The organism is Pseudomonas sp. GW821-FHT07E12 (assembly GCF_058986605.1).
On record NZ_JBYSVX010000047.1, the window covers coordinates 1 to 25,970 of the forward strand.

At 67.8% G+C, this 25,970-nt stretch carries 25 protein-coding genes; 16 read left to right on the plus strand and 9 right to left on the minus strand.

Annotated features, from left to right (window positions below; all coding sequences use genetic code 11):
- Positions 1 to 151 precede the first annotated feature (151 nt).
- The 3 genes from AC3WJE_RS19065 to AC3WJE_RS19075 form a co-directional block, all read right to left on the minus strand.
- A complete protein-coding gene (locus AC3WJE_RS19065; protein ID WP_493732409.1) occupies positions 152 to 1,414 on the minus strand; it encodes a heme biosynthesis protein HemY in 1,263 nt (420 codons plus the stop codon).
- A complete protein-coding gene (locus AC3WJE_RS19070) occupies positions 1,411 to 2,388 on the minus strand; it encodes a uroporphyrinogen-III C-methyltransferase (protein ID WP_493732410.1) in 978 nt (325 codons plus the stop codon). Before AC3WJE_RS19070 ends, AC3WJE_RS19065 begins: the two co-directional genes overlap by 4 nt.
- A 150-nt stretch (positions 2,389 to 2,538) precedes the next feature.
- Positions 2,539 to 3,303, minus strand: a complete 765-nt coding sequence (locus tag AC3WJE_RS19075) for a uroporphyrinogen-III synthase (protein WP_493732411.1) — start codon at positions 3,301 to 3,303, stop codon at positions 2,539 to 2,541.
- A 92-nt stretch (positions 3,304 to 3,395) separates the two neighbouring features.
- Here AC3WJE_RS19075 and AC3WJE_RS19080 point away from each other — a divergent pair, with 92 nt between their 5' ends.
- From AC3WJE_RS19080 to AC3WJE_RS19100, 5 genes are all read left to right on the plus strand, one after another.
- Positions 3,396 to 3,869 (plus strand): YiiD C-terminal domain-containing protein, encoded by a 474-nt coding sequence (locus tag AC3WJE_RS19080; protein ID WP_493732412.1) that lies wholly within the window; start codon positions 3,396 to 3,398, stop codon positions 3,867 to 3,869.
- 28 nt (positions 3,870 to 3,897) lie between these two features.
- Positions 3,898 to 4,317 (plus strand): hypothetical protein, encoded by a 420-nt coding sequence (locus tag AC3WJE_RS19085; RefSeq protein WP_493732413.1) that lies wholly within the window; start codon positions 3,898 to 3,900, stop codon positions 4,315 to 4,317.
- Between the two features lie 195 nt (positions 4,318 to 4,512).
- Positions 4,513 to 4,950 carry a rhodanese-like domain-containing protein gene (locus AC3WJE_RS19090; protein WP_493732414.1) on the plus strand — a complete coding sequence of 146 codons (438 nt, stop codon included), beginning with the start codon at positions 4,513 to 4,515 and terminating at the stop codon, positions 4,948 to 4,950.
- Positions 4,951 to 5,071: 121 nt separating this feature from the next.
- Positions 5,072 to 5,590, plus strand: coding sequence for a protein-export chaperone SecB (gene secB / locus AC3WJE_RS19095; protein WP_493732415.1), 519 nt, complete (start codon positions 5,072 to 5,074; stop codon positions 5,588 to 5,590).
- 19 nt (positions 5,591 to 5,609) lie between these two features.
- Complete coding sequence (locus tag AC3WJE_RS19100; protein ID WP_493732416.1) at positions 5,610 to 6,635, plus strand: NAD(P)H-dependent glycerol-3-phosphate dehydrogenase; 1,026 nt, start codon at positions 5,610 to 5,612, stop codon at positions 6,633 to 6,635.
- 212 nt (positions 6,636 to 6,847) lie between these two features.
- On the opposite strand, the gene AC3WJE_RS19105 is transcribed toward AC3WJE_RS19100, so the two are convergent.
- The 3 genes from AC3WJE_RS19105 to AC3WJE_RS19115 form a co-directional block, all read right to left on the minus strand.
- Positions 6,848 to 7,435 (minus strand): OmpO family porin, encoded by a 588-nt coding sequence (locus AC3WJE_RS19105; RefSeq protein WP_493732417.1) that lies wholly within the window; start codon positions 7,433 to 7,435, stop codon positions 6,848 to 6,850.
- 257 nt (positions 7,436 to 7,692) lie between these two features.
- Positions 7,693 to 8,169, minus strand: a complete 477-nt coding sequence (gene trmL, locus AC3WJE_RS19110; RefSeq protein ID WP_493732418.1) for a tRNA (uridine(34)/cytosine(34)/5-carboxymethylaminomethyluridine(34)-2'-O)-methyltransferase TrmL — start codon at positions 8,167 to 8,169, stop codon at positions 7,693 to 7,695.
- Between the two features lie 49 nt (positions 8,170 to 8,218).
- Positions 8,219 to 8,695: an XAC0231 family protein gene (locus tag AC3WJE_RS19115; RefSeq protein ID WP_493732419.1), complete on the minus strand. Its 477-nt coding sequence runs from the start codon at positions 8,693 to 8,695 to the stop codon at positions 8,219 to 8,221.
- Positions 8,696 to 9,042: 347 nt separating this feature from the next.
- On the opposite strand from AC3WJE_RS19115, the gene AC3WJE_RS19120 reads away from it, so the two are divergent.
- The 6 genes from AC3WJE_RS19120 (at position 9,043) to AC3WJE_RS19145 (ending at position 15,999) form a co-directional block, all read left to right on the plus strand.
- Positions 9,043 to 11,907, plus strand: a complete 2,865-nt coding sequence (locus AC3WJE_RS19120) for a M16 family metallopeptidase (protein ID WP_493732420.1) — start codon at positions 9,043 to 9,045, stop codon at positions 11,905 to 11,907.
- Between the two features lie 101 nt (positions 11,908 to 12,008).
- Entirely contained in the window at positions 12,009 to 12,332 is a 324-nt protein-coding gene (locus AC3WJE_RS19125; RefSeq protein ID WP_493732421.1) for a DUF4156 domain-containing protein, read from the plus strand.
- 101 nt (positions 12,333 to 12,433) lie between these two features.
- Complete coding sequence (locus AC3WJE_RS19130; protein WP_493732422.1) at positions 12,434 to 13,450, plus strand: 3-oxoacyl-ACP synthase III; 1,017 nt, start codon at positions 12,434 to 12,436, stop codon at positions 13,448 to 13,450.
- 212 nt (positions 13,451 to 13,662) lie between these two features.
- Positions 13,663 to 14,724 carry an STAS-like domain-containing protein gene (locus AC3WJE_RS19135; protein WP_493732423.1) on the plus strand — a complete coding sequence of 354 codons (1,062 nt, stop codon included), beginning with the start codon at positions 13,663 to 13,665 and terminating at the stop codon, positions 14,722 to 14,724.
- 19 nt (positions 14,725 to 14,743) lie between these two features.
- Positions 14,744 to 15,667 (plus strand): alpha/beta fold hydrolase, encoded by a 924-nt coding sequence (locus tag AC3WJE_RS19140; protein WP_493732424.1) that lies wholly within the window; start codon positions 14,744 to 14,746, stop codon positions 15,665 to 15,667.
- Positions 15,668 to 15,669: 2 nt separating this feature from the next.
- Positions 15,670 to 15,999, plus strand: a complete 330-nt coding sequence (locus AC3WJE_RS19145; protein WP_493732425.1) for a low molecular weight protein tyrosine phosphatase family protein — start codon at positions 15,670 to 15,672, stop codon at positions 15,997 to 15,999.
- A 7-nt stretch (positions 16,000 to 16,006) separates the two neighbouring features.
- On the opposite strand, the gene AC3WJE_RS19150 is transcribed toward AC3WJE_RS19145, so the two are convergent.
- A complete protein-coding gene (locus AC3WJE_RS19150; protein ID WP_493732426.1) occupies positions 16,007 to 16,390 on the minus strand; it encodes a YkgJ family cysteine cluster protein in 384 nt (127 codons plus the stop codon).
- Positions 16,391 to 16,677: 287 nt separating this feature from the next.
- Between AC3WJE_RS19150 and oleC the strand changes: the two genes are divergently transcribed.
- Positions 16,678 to 18,324 carry an olefin beta-lactone synthetase gene (gene oleC, locus AC3WJE_RS19155; RefSeq protein ID WP_493732427.1) on the plus strand — a complete coding sequence of 549 codons (1,647 nt, stop codon included), beginning with the start codon at positions 16,678 to 16,680 and terminating at the stop codon, positions 18,322 to 18,324.
- Between the two features lie 10 nt (positions 18,325 to 18,334).
- Complete coding sequence (locus AC3WJE_RS19160; protein ID WP_493732428.1) at positions 18,335 to 19,897, plus strand: winged helix-turn-helix domain-containing protein; 1,563 nt, start codon at positions 18,335 to 18,337, stop codon at positions 19,895 to 19,897.
- On the opposite strand, the gene AC3WJE_RS19165 is transcribed toward AC3WJE_RS19160, so the two are convergent.
- Positions 19,881 to 20,999: a serine hydrolase domain-containing protein gene (locus tag AC3WJE_RS19165; protein WP_493732429.1), complete on the minus strand. Its 1,119-nt coding sequence runs from the start codon at positions 20,997 to 20,999 to the stop codon at positions 19,881 to 19,883. The two genes, AC3WJE_RS19160 and AC3WJE_RS19165, sit on opposite strands and share 17 nt — an antisense overlap.
- A gap of 184 nt (positions 21,000 to 21,183) precedes the next feature.
- Between AC3WJE_RS19165 and oleD the strand changes: the two genes are divergently transcribed.
- Positions 21,184 to 22,176 (plus strand): 2-alkyl-3-oxoalkanoate reductase, encoded by a 993-nt coding sequence (gene oleD, locus AC3WJE_RS19170; protein WP_493732430.1) that lies wholly within the window; start codon positions 21,184 to 21,186, stop codon positions 22,174 to 22,176.
- Between the two features lie 30 nt (positions 22,177 to 22,206).
- Here oleD and ddlA read toward each other — a convergent pair whose 3' ends face one another.
- Positions 22,207 to 23,325: a D-alanine--D-alanine ligase gene (gene ddlA / locus AC3WJE_RS19175; RefSeq protein WP_493732431.1), complete on the minus strand. Its 1,119-nt coding sequence runs from the start codon at positions 23,323 to 23,325 to the stop codon at positions 22,207 to 22,209.
- Positions 23,326 to 23,550: 225 nt separating this feature from the next.
- Between ddlA and AC3WJE_RS19180 the strand changes: the two genes are divergently transcribed.
- Positions 23,551 to 24,189, plus strand: a complete 639-nt coding sequence (locus AC3WJE_RS19180) for a ubiquinone biosynthesis accessory factor UbiJ (RefSeq protein ID WP_493732432.1) — start codon at positions 23,551 to 23,553, stop codon at positions 24,187 to 24,189.
- The gene (ubiB, locus tag AC3WJE_RS19185; protein WP_493732433.1) at positions 24,186 to 25,847 is read left to right on the plus strand and encodes a ubiquinone biosynthesis regulatory protein kinase UbiB; all 1,662 of its coding nucleotides are present in this window, start codon (positions 24,186 to 24,188) and stop codon (positions 25,845 to 25,847) included. The genes AC3WJE_RS19180 and ubiB overlap by 4 nt, the downstream gene beginning before the upstream one ends.
- Positions 25,848 to 25,970: the final 123 nt, after the last annotated feature.

Here is a 25,970-nt window from a genome sequence, read left to right on the forward strand (position 1 = left end):
CCCCCCCCCCCCCCCCCCCCCCCCCCCCCCCCCCCCCCCCCCCCCCCCCCCCCCCCCCCCCCCCCCCCGCTCCTACAGAAAGCAGGCGAGCAGGGCTCCAGGCCTGATGAGTTTCTGTCAGCGCTGTGTGCTCCAGATACTCGCTGGCTCGTCATCCCGGCAACCGCGGATTCCCGAACTCATCACGCTCTTCCGGCACCGCCTGATCGGCGATGCGCTGCTGCAGGTCGCGCAACGCCAGATCCAGCGGCGGCTGCTCGTGCAGCACGCGCAGGGCGTTGGCGTAACACTGCAGTGCGATCCGGTCCTGGCTGGCGGCGGCGAAGCCATGACCGAGTTCTTCCCAGCCTTCCGCACCGGCACCTTGCGCAATCGCGCGGTGCAGGAATTCCTCCGCCTGGCCGGTCTGCTGCTGGTGCCGGGCCAACCGGCCCAGGGTCAGCAGCAGGGCCGGGCTCTGCGGATGCTGGGCCAGCCAGCGTTGCGCGCTGGCGCGGCGCGAGTCGTACTTCTCCAGCGGCAGCACGCCGTACAGGCGTGCCAGCGATTCGTCCCAATGCGTATCCAGCGCCTGTTCCAGGCTGTGCAGCGCGGCGTCGTCCCAGCGCAATGTCGCCGCGCGGGTGGCGTAGGCGGCGACCACGGGGGCGGCGGTGCGCAGCGACTTGGGGGCGCTCTCCCAGCGCGACGCCAACTGGTTGGCATCGCCGGCCTGTTGCAGGGCCTGCGTGACCAGCCGGGTTTCCAGTTCCGCGTGCGCCTCGCCATCGAGGACTTGTTGCTGGCGCAGTGCGCCGAGCTGTCCATAGGCTTCGTCGGCACGTCCGATCCGCGCCAGCGCCTCGGTGCGCAGCAGCAGCCCGCGCGGCGGCAGCGGTTGCGCGCCGGCCACGTCGAGCGCGTTGATCGCATCGACCGGACGATCCCTGGCCAGCAGCCGCTCGGCCTGCAGCAATGCATGCACCTGCGGATCGCGTTCGCTGAGCCTGCGCGCGAATGCCTCGGCGCTGGCTTCGTCACCGCGCGCATCGGCCACGCGCACCGCCCTGGCCAGGGCGATCGCACCGACCTCATCGTCTTCGCTGGCCGCGACCAGCAGCTTCTCGGCCTTGCTCCACTGGCCATGATCGGCGGCGCGCAGGCCTTCGATCAGGCGCGCGCGGCCTTTGCGCAGGCGATAGCGGTTCCAGGTGCGGAACGGCAGGCTCAGCAGCGTCCACAGCAGCCACAGCACCAGCAGCCCGATCACCAGCAACAGGATCGCCTGCGGGCCGGGCGCGACATAGTCGTTGCCGCCGGCGCGGACGATCACCTCGCCGACGTCGTAGTGGCTCTGGCGCGACAGCCATTGCGCGCCGATCACGCCCAGCGCGACGGCCACCAGCAGGATCAACAGACTGCGCAGCGGTTTCATGGTCCGTTCCTCCCTTCACGCATGGCCCGCAGCTGCAGCAGGGTGCTGCCCAGTTCGGGAAGGGCCGGCCGCAGCGGCGCGCGCTGCAGCCTGGCCAGTTCGGCATGACGCTGGCGTAGTTCCGGCGTGTCCGGCCACAGCCGGGTGAGCCAGCCATCGACCCGCGCCAGCGCCTGCTTCCAGGCGGTGGCGTCGCCGCGCTCCAGCGCCGCGCGGGCCAGGCTGATCTCGATCTGCAGCGAGTCCTGCGCGCCGATCCGCTCGGAACGGGCGACCAGCACGTTGCCGCTGGACGGGCGCACCTGCACCAGCGGCGCCAGCAGCTTCTGCCACCAGCTGCGGCTGTCGCCGGTGGCGTCGGTGGCCTGGGCCGGCAGTGTGTCGAGCTGGCCGACGAAACGTTCCAGTTCGGCGGCCAGGCTGTCCTGCGGACCGGGGCCGAGCGCGTCGAGCGCATTGCGTTCCTGTACCAGCGACTGGCGCAGGTTGAGAAAGGCCGGATCGTCGATGCCGGCCAGCGCGCCGGCGGCCAGCGCATAGGCGCGGCGCGCGCCGTCCAGATCACCGGCGATCGCCAGCCGCTGCTGGCCCTGGCTGAGCAGCAGCTCGACCTCATCCAGCCGCAGCGCCTGAGCGCCGTGTCGATTCGGGTCGGCGAGCTTGGAGACGGTGTCCTCCAGCAGCGCGTTGCGCTGGCCCAGGCCCAGCATTTCGTCGCGCAGTACCCGGTTGGTCGCGGCCGCGTCCTGCACCCGCTCGCTGGTCGCGCGCTGGTCGCGGCGCAGCGTGTCCAGGGTCTGGTCGAACGCCTCCCAGCGCTGCCGCTGCTCGCCGGCGACGCGGTCGCGCTCGGCGGCGTGCGCCATCCACCAGCGCCAGCCACCCCAGCCGGCCGCCGCGAACACGACGATGAGCACGGGCAACATGACCCAGGCCCATTGCAGTCGTCGCGGAGTACTTGGCGTCGGGTCCATCAGGGCCTCCTGGCTTGGGGCGATAGCGCCGTTTGCGTCGGCGTTCGCGCTACAGCATGGCGCGCGGCGCATCGCGTCGGCAAGCCGGTGCACCTATTTGGATCCCAGGCCATGGGTGGCCGGGCTTTTCGCAGAGGGACCCGCATATCTTCAGGAATGTGTCGATGCGATCGCCGCCGCGGCTGCGGCCGCCAGTTGCGCCGGCATCGGCCCCGCAGCGCGATGCGCATCGATGAACCCGTTGGCCTGCGCGAACGTGACGAGGCGCTCGCTGGCGGCCACCACCGGCCGTTGTCGCAATGACCCGAGCAGATCGGCGGGCAGTTGCGGCAACAGCTGTTGCAACGCCTCGCCACTGCTGAGCGCGAGCACGCTGCGATCGAGGACCTCGCGCAGATGGCGGATCGCCTGCGCCGACAAGGCGATCGGCACACGCCGGTAGACGTCCGCGCGCAGTGTCTGGATGCCGCGTGCTTCCAGATCGCGCGAGATCATGCCGCGCCCGCCCGGCGCGGTGACCAGGCCGACCGCGCCGCATCCCGCCGCCAGTTGCGGCAAGGCCAGCACGCCCTCGCTGTCCATGCGCGCGGGTATGGCTACCCCGGAGACGCCATGTCGACGCAGGACGCGCGCGCTGCCTTCGCCGACCGCGATCGCCTGGCGCAGCTTGCCGGCGAAGGAAGGATCGATCGCCCACGCTGCCGCCGCTGCGGCCGGACTGGTGAACAGCGTGATCGGTGCGGCCAGCGCGGCCTGCAGGTCACGCCGGGCTTCCGCGCCTTGCTCGTGTTCGATCCGCCATGGCGACAACGCCAACAACCGACCGCCTGCGCGCGCGGCGGCCGCGCGCAGTCCGGCATGCGCGCCGGCAGGACGCAGCGACAGCAGATACCAGTCAGTCGCGGGTGTGGTCATTGCGGGCATTATGCGTTTCCCTCGCAAGGGCGCCGCACATCCCTGTACGGGGTTCTTCCATGCGAGCCCTTCGCCGAGCACGACTGCCTTCCATGTCCGAAACCGTTTCGCTGCCGTCCGCACTGCAGGACCTGCAACAGCATCTGGACGCAATGCCGCCGGTGGCGGCGATGCGCATCGCCGTGGCCGGCCTGGACGAGCAAGGCCTGCGCCTGCACGCACCGCTGGAGGCCAACGTCAACGACAAGCGCAATGCCTTCGGTGGCAGCCTGGCCTCGCTGATGACGCTGGCCGGCTGGGGCTGGCTGAGCCTGCGGCTGCAGCAGGCCGGCGCGCTGGCCGAGGTCTATGTGGCCGACAGCCAACTGCGGTACCTGGCACCGGTCTACGAGGACCTGGTCGCCCACGCGGCGCCGGCCGAAGGCGAGGACGAGGCGCTGTTCCTGTCCACGTTGCGCCAGCGCGGCAAGGCCCGCATCGCCGTGCAGGCGCAGGTGACGCTGCAATCCGGCGTGGTCGCGGCGCGCTTCAACGGCCGCTTCGTCGCGCTGGCCAAACGTGGGTAGGATGTCGCCGGTCAAAGGGGATGCATCGATGCGACGAATTGCCTGGTTTCTGGCCTGTCTGCTACTGCTCGCGGTCGGCAACGCGCAGGCGCTCAGCAGCGCCCAGCAGCGCAGCCTGGAGGACACACAGACCCTGTATGCGGCGGCGATCCGCTGGAACGACCTGGATGGTGCCGAGCAGTTGATCGATCCGGAATACCGCATCGCGCATCCGCAGACCGACCTGGAGCGCGCCCGCTACGAGCAGGTGCAGATTTCCGGCTACAGCGAGTTGCGCTCCGGCATGGACGGCGAGGACCGGGTGCTGCGCGATGTCGAGATCCGGGTGATCAACCGCAACACCCAGGCCGAGCGCGTCGTCCGCGTGCACGAAGCGTGGCGCTGGGATGCCAAGGCCAAACGGTGGTGGCAGATCTCCGGTCTGCCGGACCTCTGGAAAGGCGAGTAGCGACGGTTGCCGGGGAGGGGGGAGCAACGGCATCGCGGGCGTGGAGGCGGTCCTTGCAGGAGATTCTTCCAAGAGATTCTTCGCCCCGCTTGAGTCCCCCGCGGCTGTCCCAGGCGGGTTTACATGCCGCCCTGGTAGACCGGCCCGCCGGCTGTGCGACAATCGCCGGCCCGCTTCATCCACCCGTGTGATCCCGTGAATTTCGAAGAGCTGCTGGCCTTTGCAGGCCGCAACCCCATGCTGTCGATCGCCCTGGTCGGCCTCACCCTCGCCATCATCGTCACCGAGATCGCGCGCCTGTTCCGTGGCTACAAGGCGATCAAGCCGGTCGAGCTGACCCGCCTGATCAACGGCGAGAACGCGCTGGTGGTGGACCTGTCGGCCAGCGCCGACTACGAGAAGGGCCACATCGCCGGCAGTCGCAACGTGCTGGTCAGCAAGTTCGACGCCGACAACAAGCTGCTGGCGGACCGCAAGTCGCAACCGATCGTGCTGGTGTGCCGCAACGGCACTGCCTCGGCGGACGCGGCCAAGAAGCTCAAGCGCGCCGGCTTCGAGCAGGTCCATTGGCTGGAAGGTGGCATCCCCGCCTGGCAGCAGGCCGAGTTGCCGCTGGTAAAAGGCCGCAACTGATTGCCCTTGCACCCTTGCGGCAGCGCGGGCAAGCCCCCATCGCTGTCGTGAGATACTCGCCGTTTAGCGAGCGTTTCATCATCCGCATCACTTAACCAAGAACCGTTTTTTGGAGTCAGGAATGTCCGACGAAACCACCAACGGCGCCGCTGCGCCGGCCGAAGCCGCCGCTGGCCCCGCTTTCACCATCGAGAAGATCTACGTCAAGGACGTTTCTTTCGAATCCCCGAACGCCCCGGCCGTGTTCAATGACGGCGCCCAGCCGGAGCTGCAGCTGAACCTCAACCAGAAGGTCCAGCGCCTGAACGACAACGCGTTCGAAGTCGTGCTCGGCGTGACCCTGACCTGCACCGCCGGTGGCAAGGCCGCTTACGTGGCCGAAGTGCAGCAGGCCGGCGTGTTCGGCCTGGTCGGCCTGGAGCCGCAGGCGGTGGACGTGCTGCTCGGCACCCAGTGCCCGAACATCCTGTTCCCGTACGTGCGCACCCTGGTCAGCGACCTGATCCAGGCCGGCGGCTTCCCGCCGTTCTTCCTGCAGCCGATCAACTTCGAAGCGCTGTACGCAGAGACCTTGCGCCAGCGTTCGCAGCAGGGCGACGTGCAGTCGCTGGCCGATTCCGAGCCGGCTGGCAACGCCTGATTCCGGCTTGGATCAGCGGATGAGCGATCCGAAACGGAAAATCGCGGTCCTCGGCGCCGGCTCCTGGGGCACTGCCCTGGCCGCGCTGGTCGCACGGCACGGTCACCCGACCGTGCTGTGGGGCCGGGACGCGAAGGTGGTCGAGACGATCGACCGCGACCACGTCAATACCCGCTACCTGCCCGGCATTCCCCTGCCCGACGCGTTGCGGGCCACCACCGATTTGGCCGAGGCCGTCGAAGGTGCCGGCTGGATATTGCTGGTGGTGCCTTCGCATGCGTTCACCGAGACGGTGAAACTGCTGGCGCCGCTGCGCCCGGCCGGTGCCGGCGTGGCGTGGGCGACCAAGGGCTTCGAGCCCGGTTCCGGACGCTTCCTGCATGAGGTCGCGCGCGAGATCCTCGGCCCGGATGTATCGCTGGCCGTGGTCACCGGCCCATCCTTCGCCAAGGAAGTCACGCTTGGCCTGCCGACCGCGATCACCGTGCACGGCGACGATGCCGGGTTCACCCAGGACGTGGCCGAAGCGATGCACGGCCCGGCCTTCCGCGCCTACACCGGTGACGACATGGTCGGCGCCGAGCTGGGCGGCGCGATGAAGAACGTGCTGGCGGTCGCCACCGGTGTCGCCGACGGCATGCAGCTGGGGCTGAACGCCCGTGCCGGCCTGATCACCCGTGGCCTCAACGAGATGCTGCGGCTGGCCGCGGCGATCGGTGGTCGCCCGGAAACTCTGATGGGTCTGGCGGGACTGGGCGATCTGGTGCTCACCGCCACCGGCGACCTGTCGCGCAACCGCCGGCTGGGTCTGGCGCTCGGTCGTGGGCAGAGCCTGCCCGACGCGATCCGCGAGATCGGCCAGGTGGTCGAGTCGGTGCAGACCGCCGACGAAGTGATGCGCCAGGCCGAGGCCCACGGCATCGAGCTGCCGATTTCCAGCGCGGTACGCGCCGTACTGCACGGCGAAATCACCCCGGAAGCCGGCCTCAAGGGCCTGCTGGCCCGCGAACAGAAACCGGAATACCCGGACACGCTGTTCAAGTAAGTCCGGCGATTTTCGTAGGAGCGGCTTCAGCCGCGATGGGGCTTTCCCGGGAAAGCCCCATCGCGGCTGAAGCCGCACCTACGAGGACCTATCGATTTCTGCGCTGATGTCCGCACCTGCCCGAGAGCAAAAAAGAAGAAGCCCGGTCGTGAGACCGGGCTTCCATTGCGACGCGGGGAGAGAGGACGCGTCGCGAACCAACAGGGTGCGGCTTACCAGCTGAAACGCGGGCCGACCGACCATTCCTTGGCGCCGTCCTTGCCCAGCTTGATGTCGCCGTTGACACCCCAGTTCTGGTTGAGCTTCACCTGGCCACCGAGGCGGCCGTAGAACTCGCCGTCCGGGTTGATGCCGTGCTTCTTGGAATAATCCTCGTAGCCGGCCAGGGCATAGACCTCGAAGTGCTCGCCGAACGCGTTGCGCAGGCCGACTTCGGCGCTGTAGCCGTCGTAGTCGTACTTCACGCCGTCAGCCGAACGGGTCGGGTCGAACTTGTTGTAGGCCACGCGCGCCAGCAGGTCGGTGCTCGGGGCGATGGAGTAGTTGTAGCCGACGCCCACGCGGTACTGCTGCACGTCGATGTCGCTATGGTCGACCGACTGCTTGCTGTAGTCGCCGAACACGCTCCAGTTCGGGTGGAAGGCATAGGAGCCCTTGAAGCCCCAACCGTCGGCATTGCCGTCGTTGGTGTCGGTCTTCGTGTAGTTGCCCTCGGCGTAGTTGTACGAGAGGTTGTCCGCGGCCGAGGCAGCGAACGGCAGGGTGGCGAGGAGGCCGAGTGCGAGCAGGGAAGTCTTCATATCGGGTTACCTGTACTTATTGGATTGGTACGGCGCTGAGGTTGTTAAAAAAACCGTTCGCTGCCGAGATGTAAATTCTCCGTTATCCGATGGAATCCCCCCTGAATTCAGAACTTACCAGTACATAAATTAAAGGTGAGATTCAGGAACTTTTTGTGGCCGTGGATGCCACACGCGGGCGACGCGCGCGATAGCAGCTGCGCTGCCGACCGGTCCAGTCGGGCGCTTTGCCGAATCGGGCGGAAGCGAGCTGGCGGTTATGCGCCGCCGGGGAAACCGAGCTGGCGCCAGGCTTCGAACACCACCACCGCCACGCTGTTGGACAGGTTGAGGCTGCGGTTGTCCGGGCGCATCGGCAGGCGCAGGCGCTGGGCGTCGGGAATCTGTTCGAGTACGTCGGCTGGCAGGCCGCGGGTTTCCGGGCCGAACAGGAACGCATCGCCATCGGCGAAAGTGACGGTGTCGTAACGCACCTGGCTGCGGGTGCTCAGGGCGAACAGGCGTTTGGGCTGGATGCTGTCGAGCGCGGCCTGCAGGTCGGCATGCACCTGCAGGTGGGCGTACTCGTGGTAATCCAGGCCGGCGCGCTTGAGCTGGCGGTCGCTCAGGTCGAAACCGAGCGGCTCGATCAGGTGCAGCCGCGCGCCGGTGTTGGCGCAGAGGCGGATGACATTGCCGGTGTTCGGCGGGATTTCTGGCTGGTACAGCAGTACATCAAGGACAGGGGCGTTCATCGACAAAGTTTAGCGTTGCCCCGGGATCGGCCGCCGTTGCGGCCGTCCCTCAGTAGCGGACGAACTGGCCGATCGTGCCGATCAGGGCTTCCAGATCCGACGGCGACGGCTGCAGGCGCGGCACCGGCAGGTTGATGACGACCTGTCCGAGCAGGGCGACCACCGCGGTGGAGGCTTCGCTGGCGACGCTGTGCGAAGCAGTGCTGGATTCGTCACGGCTGGCCAGCATTTCCGCACGCTGTTCGGCGCTCGGACGGACTTCGACGGAGGCCAGGGTCACCACGTTCGAGCGGGCGGCCTGTTCGGCGTCGTACTGGGCGAGCTGTTCGGCCGACGGACGCACCTGCACAGCGGCCAGGGTCGGGATGTTGCTGTTGATTTCGTATGTGCGCTGGGCGATCTGCTCGGCCGAGGGGCGCACCTGCAAGGTGTCCAGCGTGGTGATGGGGGCGGCGGAGGCAGTCATCGAAGCCAGAACCGAACCGGCGGCGATGGCGAGGGCAACGCTGAGGGACTTGGTGTTCATGACGGGGCCTTTGGTGTTGGTGATCAGTGGTGTGGTAGTAATGTAGTACACCTAATCTGCTGGTGCAAGTGAAACCGGTGGATTTCGAATTTGGTTCATTGTTTGTTCAGTAATTGCGGGTGCCGCATTTCCTTCACGGATAGAGCAGCAGGATGCGTGCCAAAGCTATCTGGCTGATAAAAAAGGGATTTTTGGTGCCTTATGGTGTCCGCTGTCCGGACACTGGCGGCCGTAAGCCGCTTTCCGGCGTCGGAGCGGACGATTCGGCACGACATGGCTTGCGGCCCATGGCTGGGAGGTCGCGTGGCTCTAACATCCAGAGTTCATCTCACGCACAAGGAATGCGTATGCCGTTCGCCCGTCGTCCCCGTGCCGCCACGCTGGCGGTTGCCCTGGCTGCCGCGTCCATCGGGTTCACCACCCTGCCAGCCTCCGCGATCGCCGCACCGGCCTCGGCCGCCGTGGATATCCCGTACGAGACGTTCACCCTGCCCAATGGCCTGCGGGTGATCGTGCACACCGATCGCAAGGCGCCGATCGTCGCGGTCAACCTCTGGTACCACGTCGGCAGCAAGGACGAGCCGGCCGGGCGCAGTGGCTTTGCGCATCTGTTCGAGCACTTGATGTTCAACGGCAGCGAGAACGCGCCGGGTGAGTTCTTCACCCCGTTCGAGCAGGCCGGTGCCACCGACATGAACGGCACCACCAATACCGATCGCACCAACTACTTCGAGAACGTGCCGACCACCGCGCTGGACATGGCGCTGTGGATGGAGTCCGACCGCATGGGTCATCTGCTCGGCGCGATCGACCAGAAGACGCTCGACGAGCAGCGTGGCGTGGTGCAGAACGAGAAGCGTCAGGGCGAGAACCAGCCGTACGGGCAGCTGCGCCAGGTGATCGCGCGCACCATGTACCCGAAGGGTCACCCGTATCACCACACCACGATCGGCTCGATGAACGATCTCGACGCGGCGTCGCTGGAGGACGTGAAGACCTGGTTCCGCACCTGGTACGGCCCCAACAACAGCGTGCTGGTGCTGGCCGGCGACATCGATCTGGCCACCGCCAAGGAAAAGGTCACCAAGTATTTCGGCGACATCCCGGCGACGCCGACGATGGCCCAGCCCAAGGTCGATGTCGCGGTGCTCAAGCAGTCCGGCCGCACCGAGCTGGAAGACAAGGTGCCGCAGGTGCTGATCCAGCGGATCTGGAACGTGCCGGAGGTCGGCGCGAGCGATGCCGATCTGCTCGACCTGGTGTCCGACATCCTCGGCGGCAGCGCCAGCTCGCGCCTGGACGCGCGCCTGCTGCATCAGGACAAGCTGGTCGACAGCATCGGCACCAGCAGCTACAACGCGCAGCTGAGCGGCAGCTTCTCCGTGCGCGCGATGGTCAAGCAGGGCGTGGACCCGGCCAAGGTCGAGGCGGTGATCAATGAGGAACTGCAGCGGCTGATCGCGCAGGGCCCGACCGGGGAGGAACTGGAGCGCGCCAAGACCAGCTATCGCGCCGATTTCATCCGCGGCATCGAACGCATCGGCGGGTTCGGCGGCAAGGCCGACGCGCTGGCTTCGTGCGCCACCTTCACCGGCAATCCCGGCTGCTTCCGCGATTCGCTCGCGACCGTGGCCGCGGCCACCCCGGAACAGGTGCGTGCGGCCGCGGCCAAGTGGCTGGGCAATCCGAGTCATACCTTCGTGGTGAAGCCGGGCACGCGTGAGCCACTGGTCGAGGAGGCTTCGGTCAAGCCGGCACCGTTCACCACACCCAAGTCGGATCCGAAGTACGCCACCACGCCGAGCACGGTCGATCGCAAGGCCGGGATTCCCGAGGTCAGCTCGTATCCGCAGCTCAAGTTCCCGGCGCTGCAGCGCGCCAAGCTGAAGAACGGCAGCACCGTGGTGCTGGCCGAGCGCCATGAGATCCCGGTGGTCAACCTCAGCTACGAGTTCGGCGGCGGTTACGCCAGCGACCACGGCGGCAAACCCGGTACCGCCGGCTTTGCCACCTCGATGCTGGGCGAAGGGGCCGGCGAGCTGGGCGCGCTGCCGTTCAAGTCGCGTGCGGAGGAACTGGGTGCGTCGCTGAAGGCGGGCGCCTCGCTGGATGGCGCCAGCGCTTCGCTGTCGGCATTGAAGGAGAACCTGGACGAGTCGGTCGGCCTGTTCGCGACGATGCTGCGCCAGCCGCGCTTCGAACCGGCCGAGATCGACCGGGTCAAGGCGCAGTGGATCGCCGGCATCGCCCAGGAGAAGGCGCGACCGCAGACCGCCGCGCTGCGTGTGCTGCCGCCGTTGCTGTACGGCGATGCACATCCTTATGGCATCCCGTTCACCGGCAGCGGCACCGAGAGCGCGATCGCCTCGATCAGTCGCAACGACCTGCTGGCCTACCAGAAGCAGTGGCTGCGTCCGGAGCAGGCCACGCTGATCGTGGTCGGCGACACCACGCTGGCCGAGATCGTGCCGTTGCTTGATCGCTATCTGGGCGACTGGAAGGGCGAGGGCAAGGTGGCGGCCAAGGCCGGCATCGCGCTGCCGCAGGTGCCGCGACCGAACAAGCCGCGCGTGTTCCTGATCGACCAGCCGGGCGCGGTGCAGGCCAACATCTATGCCGGCGAGCTGATGCCGTCGAGCAAGGATCCGGGCTCGGTGCAGCTGGGGCTGGCCAACGATGTGCTGGGCGGCTCGTTCACCTCGCGCTTGAACATGAATCTGCGCGAGGACAAGCACTGGTCCTACGGCGCGCGCACCACGCTGATGAGCGCGCTCGGCCAGCGTCCGTTGCTGGCGGTGGCGCCGGTGCAGATCGACAAGACCCGCGAGTCGGTGCAGGAGATCCAGCGCGAGATCGGCGAGTACGTCAGCGGCCAGGTGCCGGCCACGCAGGCCGAGGTCGACAAGATCGTCGCCAACGAGCTGCGCAGCCAGCCCGGTGCCTACGAAACCGCCAGCGCGGTGGCGGGCACCGTCAGTGGCATCGTCCGTTACGGCCGGCCGGACAACTGGGTGCAGGTGCGCAACCAGCAGGTGGCGGCGTTCACCCCGGCGCAGGCAGCGGCAGCGGCCAAGGGCATCGATCCGCAGGCGCTGACCTGGGTCATCGTCGGTGACCTGTCCAAGATCGAGCAGCCGATCCGCAGCCTGAACCTGGGCGAGGTCAGCGTGATCGATGGTGACGGCAAGCCGGTCGCTCCGGCCGGCAAGTAAGGGCCGCCAGCCGCCGCCCGCCCTCCCGGCAGGCGGCGGCTGAGGCTACCCGCCATTCATCCGGCTGGGCCACAATGTCCGCCCCTTCAAAGGAATCCGCCATGCGCCCCTATCTGCCCCTGATTATGGCTGCGGCCGCCGCATTGACCGCCTGCACCTGGGTGCCGATCGAGCAGGGTGGCAAGAGCGTACGCGTGCTGCCCGCCGGCCCGGTTCCGGCCGGTTGCCAGCAGCAGGGCGAGGTGGTGGTCTCGGTGAAGAGCAAGGTCGGCTTCATCAACCGCAACCCGCTGAAAGTGAAGGACGAGCTGGAAACCCTGGCCCGCAACGAGGCCCCCTCGGCCGGCGCCAACGCGGTCCAGGCCCAGGGCGAGCCGGCCGACGGCAGCCAGCGTTTCAACGCCTTCCGCTGCCCGGGCCGTTGAACGATCCGGCCCCGGAACCGGGGCCAGGACTTGTAAAGATGCGGTGAAACCAGCCAGGGGCTAGAATGGCGATCCTTCGCCTGAAGCCAATGGCGCTCTCAATGCTCTTCAAGAACGTCTCGATCGCGGGACTGGCGCATGTTGACGCGCCCCATACGTTGACTTCGCGAGAAATCAACGAGCGCCTGAAGCCGACTCTCGAGCGGCTGGGCATCAAGACCGATGTGCTCGGCGACATTGCCGGCGTGCATGAGCGTCGTCTGTGGGACGAGGACGTGCAGGCATCGGATGCCGCCACGCTGGCCGCGCGCAAGGCGCTGGACGATGCCGGTATCGGCGCGGACAAGGTCGGCCTGGTGGTCAACACCTCGGTCAGCCGCGACTACCTCGAACCGTCCACCGCGTCGATCGTCTGCGGCAACCTCGGCGTCGGCGACCAGTGCATGGCCTTCGACGTCGCCAATGCCTGCCTGGCCTTCATCAACGGCATGGACATCGCCGCCCGCATGCTCGAACGCGGCGAGATCGACTACGCGCTGGTGGTGGATGGCGAGACCGCCAATCTGGTCTATGAAAAGACCATCGAGCGCCTGTTGCACCTGGACGCCACCGAGCAGGACTTCCGCGACGAACTGGCCGCGTTGACCCTCGGCTGCGGTGCCGCGGCGATGGTGATGGCGCGCGCCGAACTGGTGCCCGACGCACCGCGCTACAAGGGTGGCGTGACCCGTTCGGCGACCGAGTGGAACAAGCTCTGCCGCGGCAACATGGACCGCATGGTCACCGACACCCGCATGCTGCTGCTGGAAGGCATCAAGCTGGCCGAGAAGACCTTCGTGGCCGCCAAGCTGGCGCTGGGCTGGACCGTGGACGAGCTGAACCAGTTCGTGATCCACCAGGTCTCGCGTCCGCACACCGCCGCCTTCATCAAGAACTTCGGCATCGACCCGGCCAAGGTCCTGACAATCTTCGGCGAACACGGCAACATCGGCCCGGCCTCGGTACCGATCGTGCTGAGCAAGCTCAAGGAGCTGGGCCGCCTGAAGAAGGGCGACCGCATCGCGCTGCTGGGAATCGGCTCGGGCCTGAACTGCTCGATGGCTGAAGTGGTCTGGTGAATCGATGCCGGATTGCCACTGGCGATCCGGCTTTGGCGTGCAGGTTTTCGAAAGAACCGAACACCTCTGGTTCGGCTCGATCGCTGCCGCGGTAGTCGGAGATGGGCGTTTGGGGTGTCCCCAGGCTGCTCGGGCGGGCGCTGGCGGCAGGCTGAAACTTTACAATCAGGCCGAATAGGTTTCTAATCCGGGATCGAAAGTTTACAGTCCCGATGGCCCGCCCCAATCGCTCTGCCGAGATCGAAAATGCCCTCCTGACTCAGGTCGAGAGGCATCCGCAGGACCTTGTGCGGGTCGTTGCTGAGGCTGTGGGGCTGAGTCGCGCGGCCGTCGCGGCGCGCGCCCGCTCGCTGGCCGATGCCGGCTATCTGCTGAAGGAAGGGACGACACGGCCTACCTATCGGCTGGGACACAATCGTCGCGCGACATTCGAACATGCACTGGCGGGTCTGCAGGAAGACCGCGTGTGGAGCCGCAACGTAGCGCCGTTGTTGGAAGGATTGCCGCTCAATGTGCTGGAGATATGCCATCACGGGGTGACCGAGATGGTCAACAACGCGATCGACCATTCCGAGGGCACGCGCGTGCGGGTCGAGGTGGAGCGGAACCAGCGGCGGGTGATGTTTGCCATTGTCGACGATGGCATCGGCATCTTCCGCAAGATCACCCGCGCGCTGGACCTGCCCGATGAACGGCTGGCGCTGCTGGAGCTGTCCAAGGGCAAGTTGACCACCGATCCGCGGCGCCATTCCGGTGAAGGCGTGTTCTTTACCTCGCGGATGTTCGATCGCTTCGCCATCGAGTCGGCAGGCCTGGTGTTCGATCACGACGAGGCACAGCCAGACGACGTCCTGTTTGACGTGGACATGCCGGCCGACGTCACCGGCACCACGGTGCTGATGCACCTTGCGATTGATGCGGTGCGTACGGCGAAGCAGGTGTTCGATGAATTTTCCAGTGGACCGGACGACTACGCTTTCGCCAAGACCATTGTTCCGGTCCGCCTCGCCCAGGTGGGCGACGAAAACCTCATTTCCCGTTCGCAGGCGAAGCGGCTTCTACAACGGGTGGACCGCTTTCGCTGCGTGATACTGGATTTCGAGGCCGTGACCCGCATCGGGCAAGCCTTCGCCGATGAGATATTCCGAGTATTCGGCAACGCGCATCCAGAGGTGGAGCTGATTGCCATCCACGCGGTCCCGGAGGTGCAGCAGATGATCCGCCGTGCCGAGGTGCTACGCGATCAGGACGGCGATCAGCTGCCGCTGCTGTAATCCCATCGAGAACGACCCAATGAATTATCCCGGCTATCCCGCTTCCCCGAAGCGCTTCCAAGTCCGTCCCGGCATCGCGATGAGCTACCTCGACGAGGGCCCGCGCGAGGGCGAGGTGGTGGTGATGCTGCACGGCAATCCGTCGTGGAGTTATTACTGGCGCACGCTGGTGGCGGGGCTTTCCGACAAGTACCGCTGCATCGTGCCCGACCACGTCGGCATGGGGCTGTCGGACAAGCCGGACGATGCGGACGATGCCTCGCCGCGCTACGACTACACGTTGCAGTCGCGCGTGGATGATCTGCAGGCGCTGCTGCGTCATGCCGGGATCGACGACGCCACGCCGGTCACGCTGGCGGTGCACGACTGGGGCGGCATGATCGGCTTCGGCTGGGCACTCGCGCATGCGGCGCAGGTCAAGCGGTTGGTGATCCTCAACACCGCTGCGTTCCCGATGCCGGCGGCGAAGACGATGCCGTGGGAGATCGCGCTGGGGCGCGACTGGACGATCGGCGAGTGGCTGGTCCGGGGCGTCAATGCGTTCTCGTCGGGCGCATCGTGGCTCGGCGTGGAGCGACGGATGCCGGCCGATGTGCGTCGCGCCTACGTGGCGCCGTACGACAACTGGGCCAATCGCATCTCCACGATCCGCTTCATGCAGGACATCCCGCTCTCGCCGGCCGATCGTGCGTGGGCGTTGCTGGAGGCGTCGGGCAAGGCGTTGCCGGCGTTCGCCGATCGTCCGGCGTTCATCGGCTGGGGTTTGAAGGACTTCGTGTTCGACCGCCATTTCCTCGACGGTTTCCGCGCCGCGCTGCCGCGCGCGCAGGTGCAGGCGTTCGAGGACGCCGGGCATTACGTCCTGGAAGACAGGCACGAAGTACTGGTGCCGGCGATCCGTGCGTTCCTGGATGCGCATCCGCTGGCGGAGGCTGTGGCCTGAGCGTGCTGCGGGTACTGTTCGTGTGCGGGCAGAACCGCCTGCGCAGCCCGACCGCCGAGCAGGTCTTCGCCGACTGGCCCGGTGTGGAAACCGCCTCGGCCGGTTTGAAGCACGAGGCCGAGGTGCCGGTCACGCCCGAACTGTTGGCGTGGGCCGACCTGATTCTGGTGATGGAGCCGGCGCAGCGGAAAGTGCTGTCGGCTCGTTTTGCGCCGCATTTGAAGGACAAGCGCGTGGTCTGTCTGAGCATTCCCGACCGCTACCGTTTCATGGAGCCGGCGTTGGTCGAGCGGTTGCAACGCGTGGTGCCGGCTTACCTGCCGCCGCGCTGATCGCGGCTCAGATCTCCGGCAACGGATTCTTCTCGAATTGCTCCACGCCGATCCAGTCGCTTTCGGTGAGCATCGGCAAACCATGGGCGACACGCGAGCGGTCGCATTGCGAGCTGCGTTCGCCGAATTCCAGCGAGGCCGGTACCTGCGCGCAGACCGAGGGCCGGCGATCGTGGATGGTGCAGCGGCTGTAGCGGCCGATGTCCGCGTCGAGCGCGATGCAGCGCGGGTTCGACTGCGAGGTGCCGCGCATCACCCGCTCGTGGGTGCGCAAGGTCTCGGTGAGTTCGAAGGGCACCCTGCCGCCCAGTTCGGGATCGGCTTCGCTCCAGTGGAAGCTGACGCGGAAGTAGGCGCAGCAGGCGCCGCAGGTAAGGCAGGGGTGTGCCATGGGTTTGCCGGGCCTTGCGCGGCGCTGGGTGAGGGCAGGCGCGGCATTCTGCCCTAACCAGGGTGGGGTGCAAGCGCGGCTTCGGATCAGCCCCGCTCTTGGCTGCCGTATCCAGAACGACCGTCGTCCCCGCGAAGGCGGGGATCCAGCGACTTGAAGCTTGCAGCAACAAGACACTGGGTCCCCGCCTTCGCGGGGACGACGGTATCTGAGGGACCACCAGGACCCGATGCCCGCCAGGTGCGCGAAAGCCACGGCCCGCCAGCCGCATCGGCGATAATCCGGCGATGACCGAACCCTGCAACATCGCCGCGACGCTGCCGCGGCTGGCCCGCGAGCGTCCCGATCAGATCGCGATCCGCTGCCCCGGCCGCGCCGGCCCCAACGGCATGGCCCGCTACGACGTGACGCTCACTTACGCCGAGCTGGACAGGCGCAGCGATGCGATTGCCGCTGGCCTGGCCAGGTACGGCATCGGCCGTGGTACCCGCAGCGTGGTGATGGTGCGGCCGTCGCGGGAGTTCTTCCTGTTGATGTTCGCGCTGTTCAAGGCGGGCGCGGTGCCGGTGCTGGTCGATCCGGGCATCGACAGGCGCGCGCTGAAGCAATGCCTGGACGAAGCGCAGCCGGAGGCATTCATCGGCATCCCGCTGGCGCAGCTGGCGCGGCGATTGCTGGGCTGGGCACGATCGGCGCGCAGGATCGTCACCGTCGGCACGCGTTGGGCCTGGGGCGGCACCACGTTGGCGAAGGTCGAGCGCACCGGTCATGGCGCCGGCGGGCAACTGGCGGCGACCGATGCGGACGAAGTCGCCGCGATCCTGTTCACCAGCGGCTCCACCGGCGTGCCCAAGGGCGTGGTCTATCGCCATCGTCATTTCGTCGGGCAGATCGAGCTGCTGCGCAACGCATTCGGGATGCTGCCGGGGGGCGTGGACCTGCCGACGTTCCCGCCGTTCGCGTTGTTCGACCCGGCGCTGGGCCTGACCAGTGTGATCCCCGACATGGACCCGACGCGCCCGGCCAAGGCCGATCCGCGCAAGCTGCACGATGCGATCGCGCGTTTCGGCGTGACCCAGCTGTTCGGCTCGCCGGCGCTGATGCGGGTGCTGGCCGAGTACGGCCAACCGCTGCCGACCGTGATGCGGGTGACTTCGGCCGGCGCGCCGGTACCACCGGACGTGGTGGCGAAGATGCGCGCGCTGCTGCCGCCCGGTGCGCAGTTGTGGACGCCGTACGGCGCCACCGAATGCCTGCCGGTCGCGGTGATCGAGGGCCGCGAGCTGGAAGCCACGCGCGTCGCCACCGAGGCCGGCGCCGGCACCTGTGTGGGCCGTGTGGTCGCACCGAACGAAGTGCGGATCATCGCCATCGACGATGCCGCGATCGCCGACTGGTCGGGCGTGCGTGAACTGGGCGCGGGCGAGGTCGGCGAGATCACCGTGGCCGGTCCGACCGCGACCGACACCTATTTCAACCGCGACGCGGCCACGCGCATCGCCAAGATCCGCGAGCGCCTGGCCGACGGCAGCGAGCGCATCGTGCATCGCATGGGCGATGTGGGCTATTTCGACAGCGAAGGCCGGTTGTGGTTCTGCGGTCGCAAGACCCAGCGCGTGGAAACCGCGCACGGGCCGCTGTACACCGAGCAGGTCGAGCCGATGTTCAATGCACTGCCGGGGGTCGCGCGCACCGCGCTGGTCGGCGTGGGCGAGCCGGGTCTTCAGCAGCCGGTGCTGTGCTACGAAGCCGCTGTCGCCGCGACCCGTCACACCGCGCTGGAGCGCGCGCTGCGCGAGTTCGCCGCCGCACATCCGCGCATCGCGGCGATCACGCGTTTCCTGCCGCATCCGGGCTTCCCGGTCGATATCCGCCACAACGCCAAGATCGGTCGCGAGAAACTGGCGGTGTGGGCGGCGACGCAGCCGCGCTGAGGAATACGCGATGGGCGAACGCTACCGGCTGGACGATGTGATCGTCGATGTGGACCGGCAGCGGGTCGAACGCGATGGCGTGGTGTTGGACATAAGCGGCCTGAGTTTCCGCCTGCTGCACTACCTGCTGCGTCAGGGCCAGCGCGTGGTCGGGTTCGATGAGTTGATCGAGCAGGTATGGGCCCCGGCGCTGGTCAACGAGGAAACCGTCACCCAGCGTGTGCGCCTGCTGCGCCAGGCGCTGGGCGATGCTTCGCGACAACCGCGCTACCTGCGTTCGGTGCGCGGGCAGGGCTACCAGCTGTGCGTGCCGGTGCAGATGTTCGACGCGGCGCCGGCGGCTGCGTCACCGCATCGTCGCGGTTGGCGGATCGCCGCGCTTGCAGTGGTCGCGTTGGCGCTGGTGTGCGTTGCGATCTGGTACGGCCGCATGCGACAGGCGGCGCCTGCGATCGCGCCGTTGCTGCAACGTGCGGATTACTACGCCGGTATCGGCCAGCGCGACAACAACGAACGCGCGATTGCGCTGTACCTGCAACGCCTGCAGGAAGCACCGGACGATGTGCAGGCGCAGCTGGGGCTCAGTCGTACCTACAGCGCTCGTGTCTGTCAGTACGGCGGTGATGCGCGCGATGCGGCACAGGCGCAACGCCTGGCCGAGCAGGTGGTCGCGGCGCATCCGCGCATGCCGGCCGCGCACGCCGCGCTCGGTTATGCGCACGACTGCCGTGGCGAGGTCGCATTGGCGCTGGCCTCCTACGAGCAGGCGCTGCGCCTGGATCCGCAGGCCGATGCGGTGCGCGGCTCGATCGCCTACCTGTACGAGCGCGAGGGCCGTCTGGCGCAGGCGCTGTCGACCAACCTGCAGGTGCGCGATCCGGCGAAGGTGCGTTTCCTGCCGATCCAGATCGCCAGCAATCTCAACCTGCTTGGCTATGCCGATGCTGCCGAGGCGCGCTATCGGCAGAGTTTCCGGCTGTATCCGGACAGCGTGTTCTCCAACCTGGCGTGGCCGGGTTTCCTGTTCGGTCGTGGCCGCTACGCCGAGGCGCAGGTGGCACTGGACGAGGCATTGCGGCGCGGCACCGAGCACGCGGGGTTGTATCTGCTGCAGGCCGAACTGGCCTGGCAGCGCGGCGACAGCGAGCGTGCACGCCAGGCCAGCCTGCACGCCTTGCAGCTACGTCCGCAGGGCAGCCTGCCGCAGACCGTGGTCTGGGCGATGGGTGCACAGCCGGCGCCGCCGGCCACCGAACTGCGCGAACGGGCGCAGGCACTGCTGGATGGCCTCGCGCACGGCGTCGATCCTCTCGATGGCGTCGATGCCGCGTTGCTGTTGTCGATGGCCGGTGATCCAGACGCGGCGCTGGTGGCGCTCGATCGCGCGCAGGCGGCCGGCTATCGCGACGTGGGTTACCTGCGGGCGTCGCCGTTGCTGGCGTCGCTGCGGACGCGGCCGGGGTTCGCCGCGCTGTTGGCCCGCGACGAGGTCGACATCGCCGCGCAGCGCGAGCAGGTGCGGCGTGCCGGCCTGCTGCCGCAGGAAACCGGTACCGCTACGGCAACGCCTTGAGCACGTAGTCGGCGAACAGCTGCTGCGACTGCTGATGCATCTGCCGCTGGTTGTAGGCGCGGCGGGTGATGACGGCCACCAGGCGTTCTTCCGGCAACACGAACACATAGTTGCCGCCGTTGCCGGACATCGCCCAGACGCCACGCTCCACGCCGCGCACCGGGAAGCGGAAGTGCCACAACAGATAGCCGTAGTCGGCATCGTCGCGGGCCTGCGCGTGCACCGTGGTCATCGCTTCGATCCAGGCCGCAGGCAGTACCTGCTGGTTGCGCCAGCGGCCATGGTCGAGCAGCAGCTGGCCAAGCTTGGCCAGGTCGCGGCTGCGGTAGCGGGTGCCGCCGCCGCCCATGCCGGTGCCTTCCGAGGCATGCATCCATTGCGACTGGGTGATCCCGAGTGGACGCTCCAGCGCCTGTGCGGCGAAATCCTCCAGGGGTTGCCCGGTCGCTTTTTCCACCAGCGCACCGAGCAGGAAGCTGCCGGCGGTGCAGTAGGCGAACGCGCGGCCGTACGGGCTCTGCTGCGGCCGCTTCATCCACGGCGCATAGCCCTTGATGGGCAGGTCCAGCGCGAACTGGACCCAGTCCGCGCTCACGTACATGCGTTCCTCGTTGCCGGTGGAGAAACTGTTGTCATCGTCGCATTCCCACTGCGAGCTCATCGTCAGCAGGTCTTCCACGCTGATGGCGTCCTTGCGTGGATCGGGGTTCTGCCAATGGTGGTCGCGGAAACTGTCGTACACCTTGGCCTGCACGCCGGCGATCCTGCCGCGTGCGATCGCCGCGCCGACCAGCAGCGCGGTCACGCTCTTGGTGGCCGAGCGGGTGTCCTGCAGGGTCTGGCGGTCGCTGTCGCCGAAGTAGCGCTCGTACACCAGCGCGCCGTCGCGTGCGATCAGCACGCTGGTGGTGTCCGGGGCCTTGCCGTCGGCGAGGGCGGACTCCATCGCGGCCAGCACGTCGGTGTGCCAGCCGGTCGCCGCTGGGTCGGCAACCTTCCAGCCATCGTCGAGTGCGGGCGGCGCGGGTAGCGGCGGCGCGGAGGCGGCGTGCGCGCTGGGTAGCGCAAGCATCAGGGCAAGCAGGCAGGAGAGGCGTGACATGGCGCAGGTCCGTTCGCAGTAGAAGGGATGGCGACTACACCGATGACGCCCCTGAAGTGCCTGATGCGCGGATGAAGAATTATGAAGTCCCCTCGGATCAACGGCTTGCGCGATCACGGATCGCCAGCGCGGCCGGTCGCGGCTATCGTGTGCGGCTTTCCCGGTACACGGATGCGGTGACGCGATGAAGATCATGGTGACGGGCGGCGGCGGTTTCCTCGGCCAGGCGCTGTGCCGTGGGCTGCTCGAACGCGGCCACGAGGTGCTGAGCTTCAACCGTGGCCACTACCCGGCGCTGCAGCAGCTCGGGGTCGGGCAGGTGCGGGGTGATCTGGCCGACGCCGATGCGGTGCGGCACGCGCTCGCCGGCGTCGATGCGGTGTTCCACAACGCCGCCAAGGCCGGTGCCTGGGGCAGCTACGACAGCTACCACCAGGCCAACGTGGTCGGCACCGAGAACGTGCTGGCGGCCTGCCGCGCACATGGCATCGGCCGGCTGGTCTACACCTCCACGCCGAGCGTCACCCATCGCGCCACCCATCCGGTGGAGGGTCTGGGTGCCGACGAGGTGCCTTACGGCGAGGATTTCCAGGCGCCGTATGCGGCGACCAAGGCAATCGCCGAGCGCGCGGTGCTGGCGGCCAATTCGCCGCAGCTGGCGACGGTGGCGTTGCGGCCCCGGCTGATCTGGGGGCCGGGCGACAACCAGATCGTGCCGCGCCTGGCCGAGCGCGCACGGCAGGGCCGGCTGCGCGTGGTCGGCGATGGCGAGAATCTGGTCGACACGACCTACATCGACAACGCCGCGCTGGCGCACTTCCTGGCCTTCGAGCACTTGGCGCCGGGCGCGGCCTGCGCCGGCAAGGCCTATTTCATTTCCAACGGTGAGCCGCTGCCGATGCGCGAGCTACTCAAGCGGCTGCTCGCCGCCGCTGGCGCGCCGCCGGTGACCAGGTCGATCTCGTTCAAGACCGCGTACCGGATTGGGGCGGTGTGCGAGAAGCTGTGGCCGCTGCTGCGGCTGTCCGGCGAGCCGCCGATGACGCGTTTCCTCGCCGAGCAGTTGTGCACGCCGCACTGGTACTCGATGGAGCCGGCACGGCGCGATTTCGGTTACGTACCGACGGTGAGCATGGAGGAAGGGATGCGACGGCTGGCGGCGTCACGCACGACGTGAGCGTGCATGCGCCTGCGCGGCTCGCGTCGTTCAGGGGGCTGGATCGAGCGGCAGCATCACCGTGCTCTTCAGCGCGCGGTCGGCGGCGTGACGCTGCAGCGCCAGCTCGATCAGGCGCGTGATCAGCTCGCGATAGCTCAGTCCGCTGGCCTGCCACAGCTTGGGATACATGCTGATGCGGGTGAAGCCGGGCAGCGTGTTGACCTCGTTGACGACGATGTGGCCTTCGGGCGTCAGGAATACGTCCACCCGCGCCATGCCGGCGCAGTCGAGCGCGGCGTAGGCGCGCAGCGCCACGGCCTGGATACGCGCCTGGGTATCGGCATCGATCGCCGCCGGCACCACCACTTCCGCGCCGGTCTCGCTGATGTACTTGGTGTCGTAGGAATAGAACTCGTCGTGCACCACCACCTCGCCGCAGACGCTGGCCTGTGGCTGCTCGTTGCCGAGCACCGCGCATTCGATCTCGCGCCCGCTGATCGCCGCTTCCACCAGCACCTTGTGGTCGAACGACAACGCCTGTGCCAGCGCCGTTTCGAACTGCGCGCGGTCGCGCACCTTGCTGACGCCGACCGACGAACCCTGGTTGGCCGGTTTGACGAACAGCGGCAGGCCGAGCTGGGCGACCAGCGCCTCGAAGTCAGCATTGCGCGCGCTGTGGCGGTTGAAGCAGGCGAACGGCGCGACGTCCAGCCCGGCGTCGCGCAGCAGGCGTTTGGTCACGTCCTTGTCCATCGCCACCGCCGAACCGAGCACGCCGGAGCCGACGAACGGCAGGTTCGCCATCCGCAGCAGGCCTTGCAGTGAGCCGTCCTCACCGAGCGTGCCGTGCACGATCGGGAACACCACGTCGATCTGTTCCAGCGCCTGCGTCTGCTGCAGCGGACGCAGTTGCTGCGCTTCCACGCCGGGTATCAGCGCCAGCGAACGACCACTGCGGTTGAACGCGATCCGCGCCGGGTCGTCGGCATTGAGCAGGAAGCCGTCCAGCTCGGCCAGATGCCACTGTCCCTGTTTGTCGATACCGACCAGGCTGACGTCGAAACGGTCCTTGTCCAGCGCATCGACGATGTTCCTGGCCGACTGCAACGACACCTCATGCTCGGCCGACTTGCCGCCGAAGATGAGGCCAACCCGGATCTTGCGCATCGAAACTGCTCCAAACGAGGGGTCAATAGCTTGCGCTCTCAGGGCGTGGAAGAGGAGAGGCGACGGGATGGTCCTGTGGGAGGGACTTCAGTCCCGACAGGCTCCACCGGCCATCTGTCGGGACTGAAGTCCCTCCCACAGAAAATCTTCCCGCGGTGGGGGCAGATCCGGAGCAGGCTTTGCCGAATCCCCAACCCCCAATCCCAGCTTCGCTAGAATGCTCCCATGCCTGGTTCCCCCCTAGATTCCCTCAAGCCGCTGGCCGGCCGTACGCTGGAAGCCGCTCTCAACCGCGCCGTGGCGCTGGATCCGGATACCCGCGACGCCTTGCAGGCGCTCGATGGCCAGCGCATCGCGCTGACCCTGGAAGCGCCGGCGCTGGCATTGCAGATCCAGGTTGCCGACCGGCGCCTGCAGGTCGGTCCGGTCGACACCGACAACGAGGCCGATCTGGCAGTGCGCGGCACGCTCGGTGGTCTGCTCGGCCAGTTGCCGTTCCTGGCGAAGGCGCGGCGCAACGGGCCGCCGGCCGGGCGCGTGCGTGTTTCCGGCGATGCCGAGCTGGCGCGGCGACTGCAGCAGTTGGCCTCGCGCTTCGACCCGGACTGGCAACTGCCGTTCGTGGCGGCGTTCGGCGAGATCGTCGGCGTACAGATCGCCAACGCCGTGCGCGATGCGCTGCGCAGGTTCAGGCGCGGCGCCAGCGATCTGGTGCAGAGCGCGGCCGAGTACGTCACCGAGGAGTCGCGCGACGTGGTGCCGCGTGCCGAGCAGGAGGCCTTCCACGACGACGTGGACGTGCTGCGCGACGACGTGGAGCGGCTGGCCGCGCGCATCGCCCGTCTGGGCGGGGTGCGCGCATGAAGGCGTTCTTCCGCGCCGGTCGCATCGGTCGGGTGATGCTGCGTTATCGCCTGGACGAGTTGCTGGGCGATACCCCGTTCGAGCGCTGGCTACGCCTGGCCAAACCGTTCGTGCCGCGTGCTTCGCGCGAGATCGCGGCACTCTCGCGCGGTGCGCGCTTGCGTCTGGCGTTGCAGGAGCTCGGGCCGATCTTCGTCAAGTTCGGTCAGATTCTTTCGACCCGCCGCGATCTGATACCGCCGGACGTGGCCACCGAGCTGACGCTGTTGCAGGACCGCGTGCAGCCGTTCGACGGCGAGACCGCGCGCCGCATCGTCGAACAGGCACTGGGCCGGCCGGTGGCCGAGGCGTTCGTGCATTTCGATACCACCCCGCTGGCCTCGGCCTCGGTCGCGCAGGTGCACGCGGCGACGCTGCCGGGCGGGCGCGAAGTGGTGGTCAAGGTGCTGCGCCCGAACATCGAGAAGCAGATCGATGCCGACATCGCACTGCTGACCTCGTTGGCCGGGCTGGTCGAACGCACCCATCCGCGTGCCGACAAGATCCGTCCGCGCGAGATCGTCGCCGAAATCGAAAACACGCTCGCCGCCGAGCTGGACCTGCAGCGCGAAGGTGCCAACGCCAGCGTGCTGCGCCGCTTCTGGGAAAACTCCGACGACCTGTACGTGCCGGAAGTGATCTGGAGCCACACCGCCGAGCGCGCGCTGACGCTGGAGCGCGTCTACGGCATTCCGTCCGACGACATCGCGCAGCTGGACGCGGCCGGGATCGATCGCAAGGTACTCGCCTCCAAAGGCGTGCGCGTGTTCTACACGCAGGTGTTCCGCGACAACTTCTTCCATGCCGATGCGCACGCCGGCAACATCTGGGTGGACAGCGACCCGGCGCGGCGCTTCAACCCGCGCTTCATCGCGCTGGATTTCGGGATCATGGGCCAGCTCTCGCAGGAGGATCAGTACTTCCTCGCCGAGAATTTCATGGCGATCTTCAACAAGGATTACCGGCGCATGGCCGAGCTGCACCTGCAGGCCGGCTGGATGCCGGCGCACGTGCGCGTGGGCGAGCTGGAGGCGGCGGCACGCTCGGTGTGCGAACCGTACTTCACCCGGCCGCTGTCGCAGATCTCGCTGGCCGAGGTGCTGATGAAGCTGTTCCGGGTCGCCCAGCAGCACCAGCTGATCCTGCAGCCGCAGCTGATCCTGCTGCAGAAGACCCTGCTCAACATCGAAGGCGTCGGCCGCCAGCTCGATCCGCAACTGGACATCTGGGCGGTGGCACGGCCGGTGCTGGAACGCATCCTGCGCGAGCGCTACAGCCCGCGCCGCGTGCTGAAGGAACTCGGCAAGCGCCTGCCGGAGATCATGACCCACGCCCCGGACATGCCACGGCTGGTGCACGCCTGGCTCACCCAGCAGGTGGAAGGCCGGCATCAGGTGGAAGTGCGTTCGCACGACCTGAAGACGCTCGATGCCAGCCTGCGCCGCTTGCAGCGACGCGCGGTCGGCGCGATCGTCGGCACCGGTTTGCTGGTGGTCGCCGTGGTGCTGTACGGCCTGCATCCGCCGCACGGGTGGTACCTGGGCGCGGTGCCGGTGTGGAGCTGGGTGAGCGGTGTCGTGGGCGGTGTCGTGCTGCTGTCGGCGTGGTTGCGGCGGTAGCGACGATGCACGGCAAACCCATTGTTGGCGTTGGGTAGCTAACGAATTGTAGGAGCGGGGGGGGGGGGGGGGGGGGGGGGGGGGGGGGGGGGGGGGGGGGGGGGGGGGGGGGGGGGGGGGGGG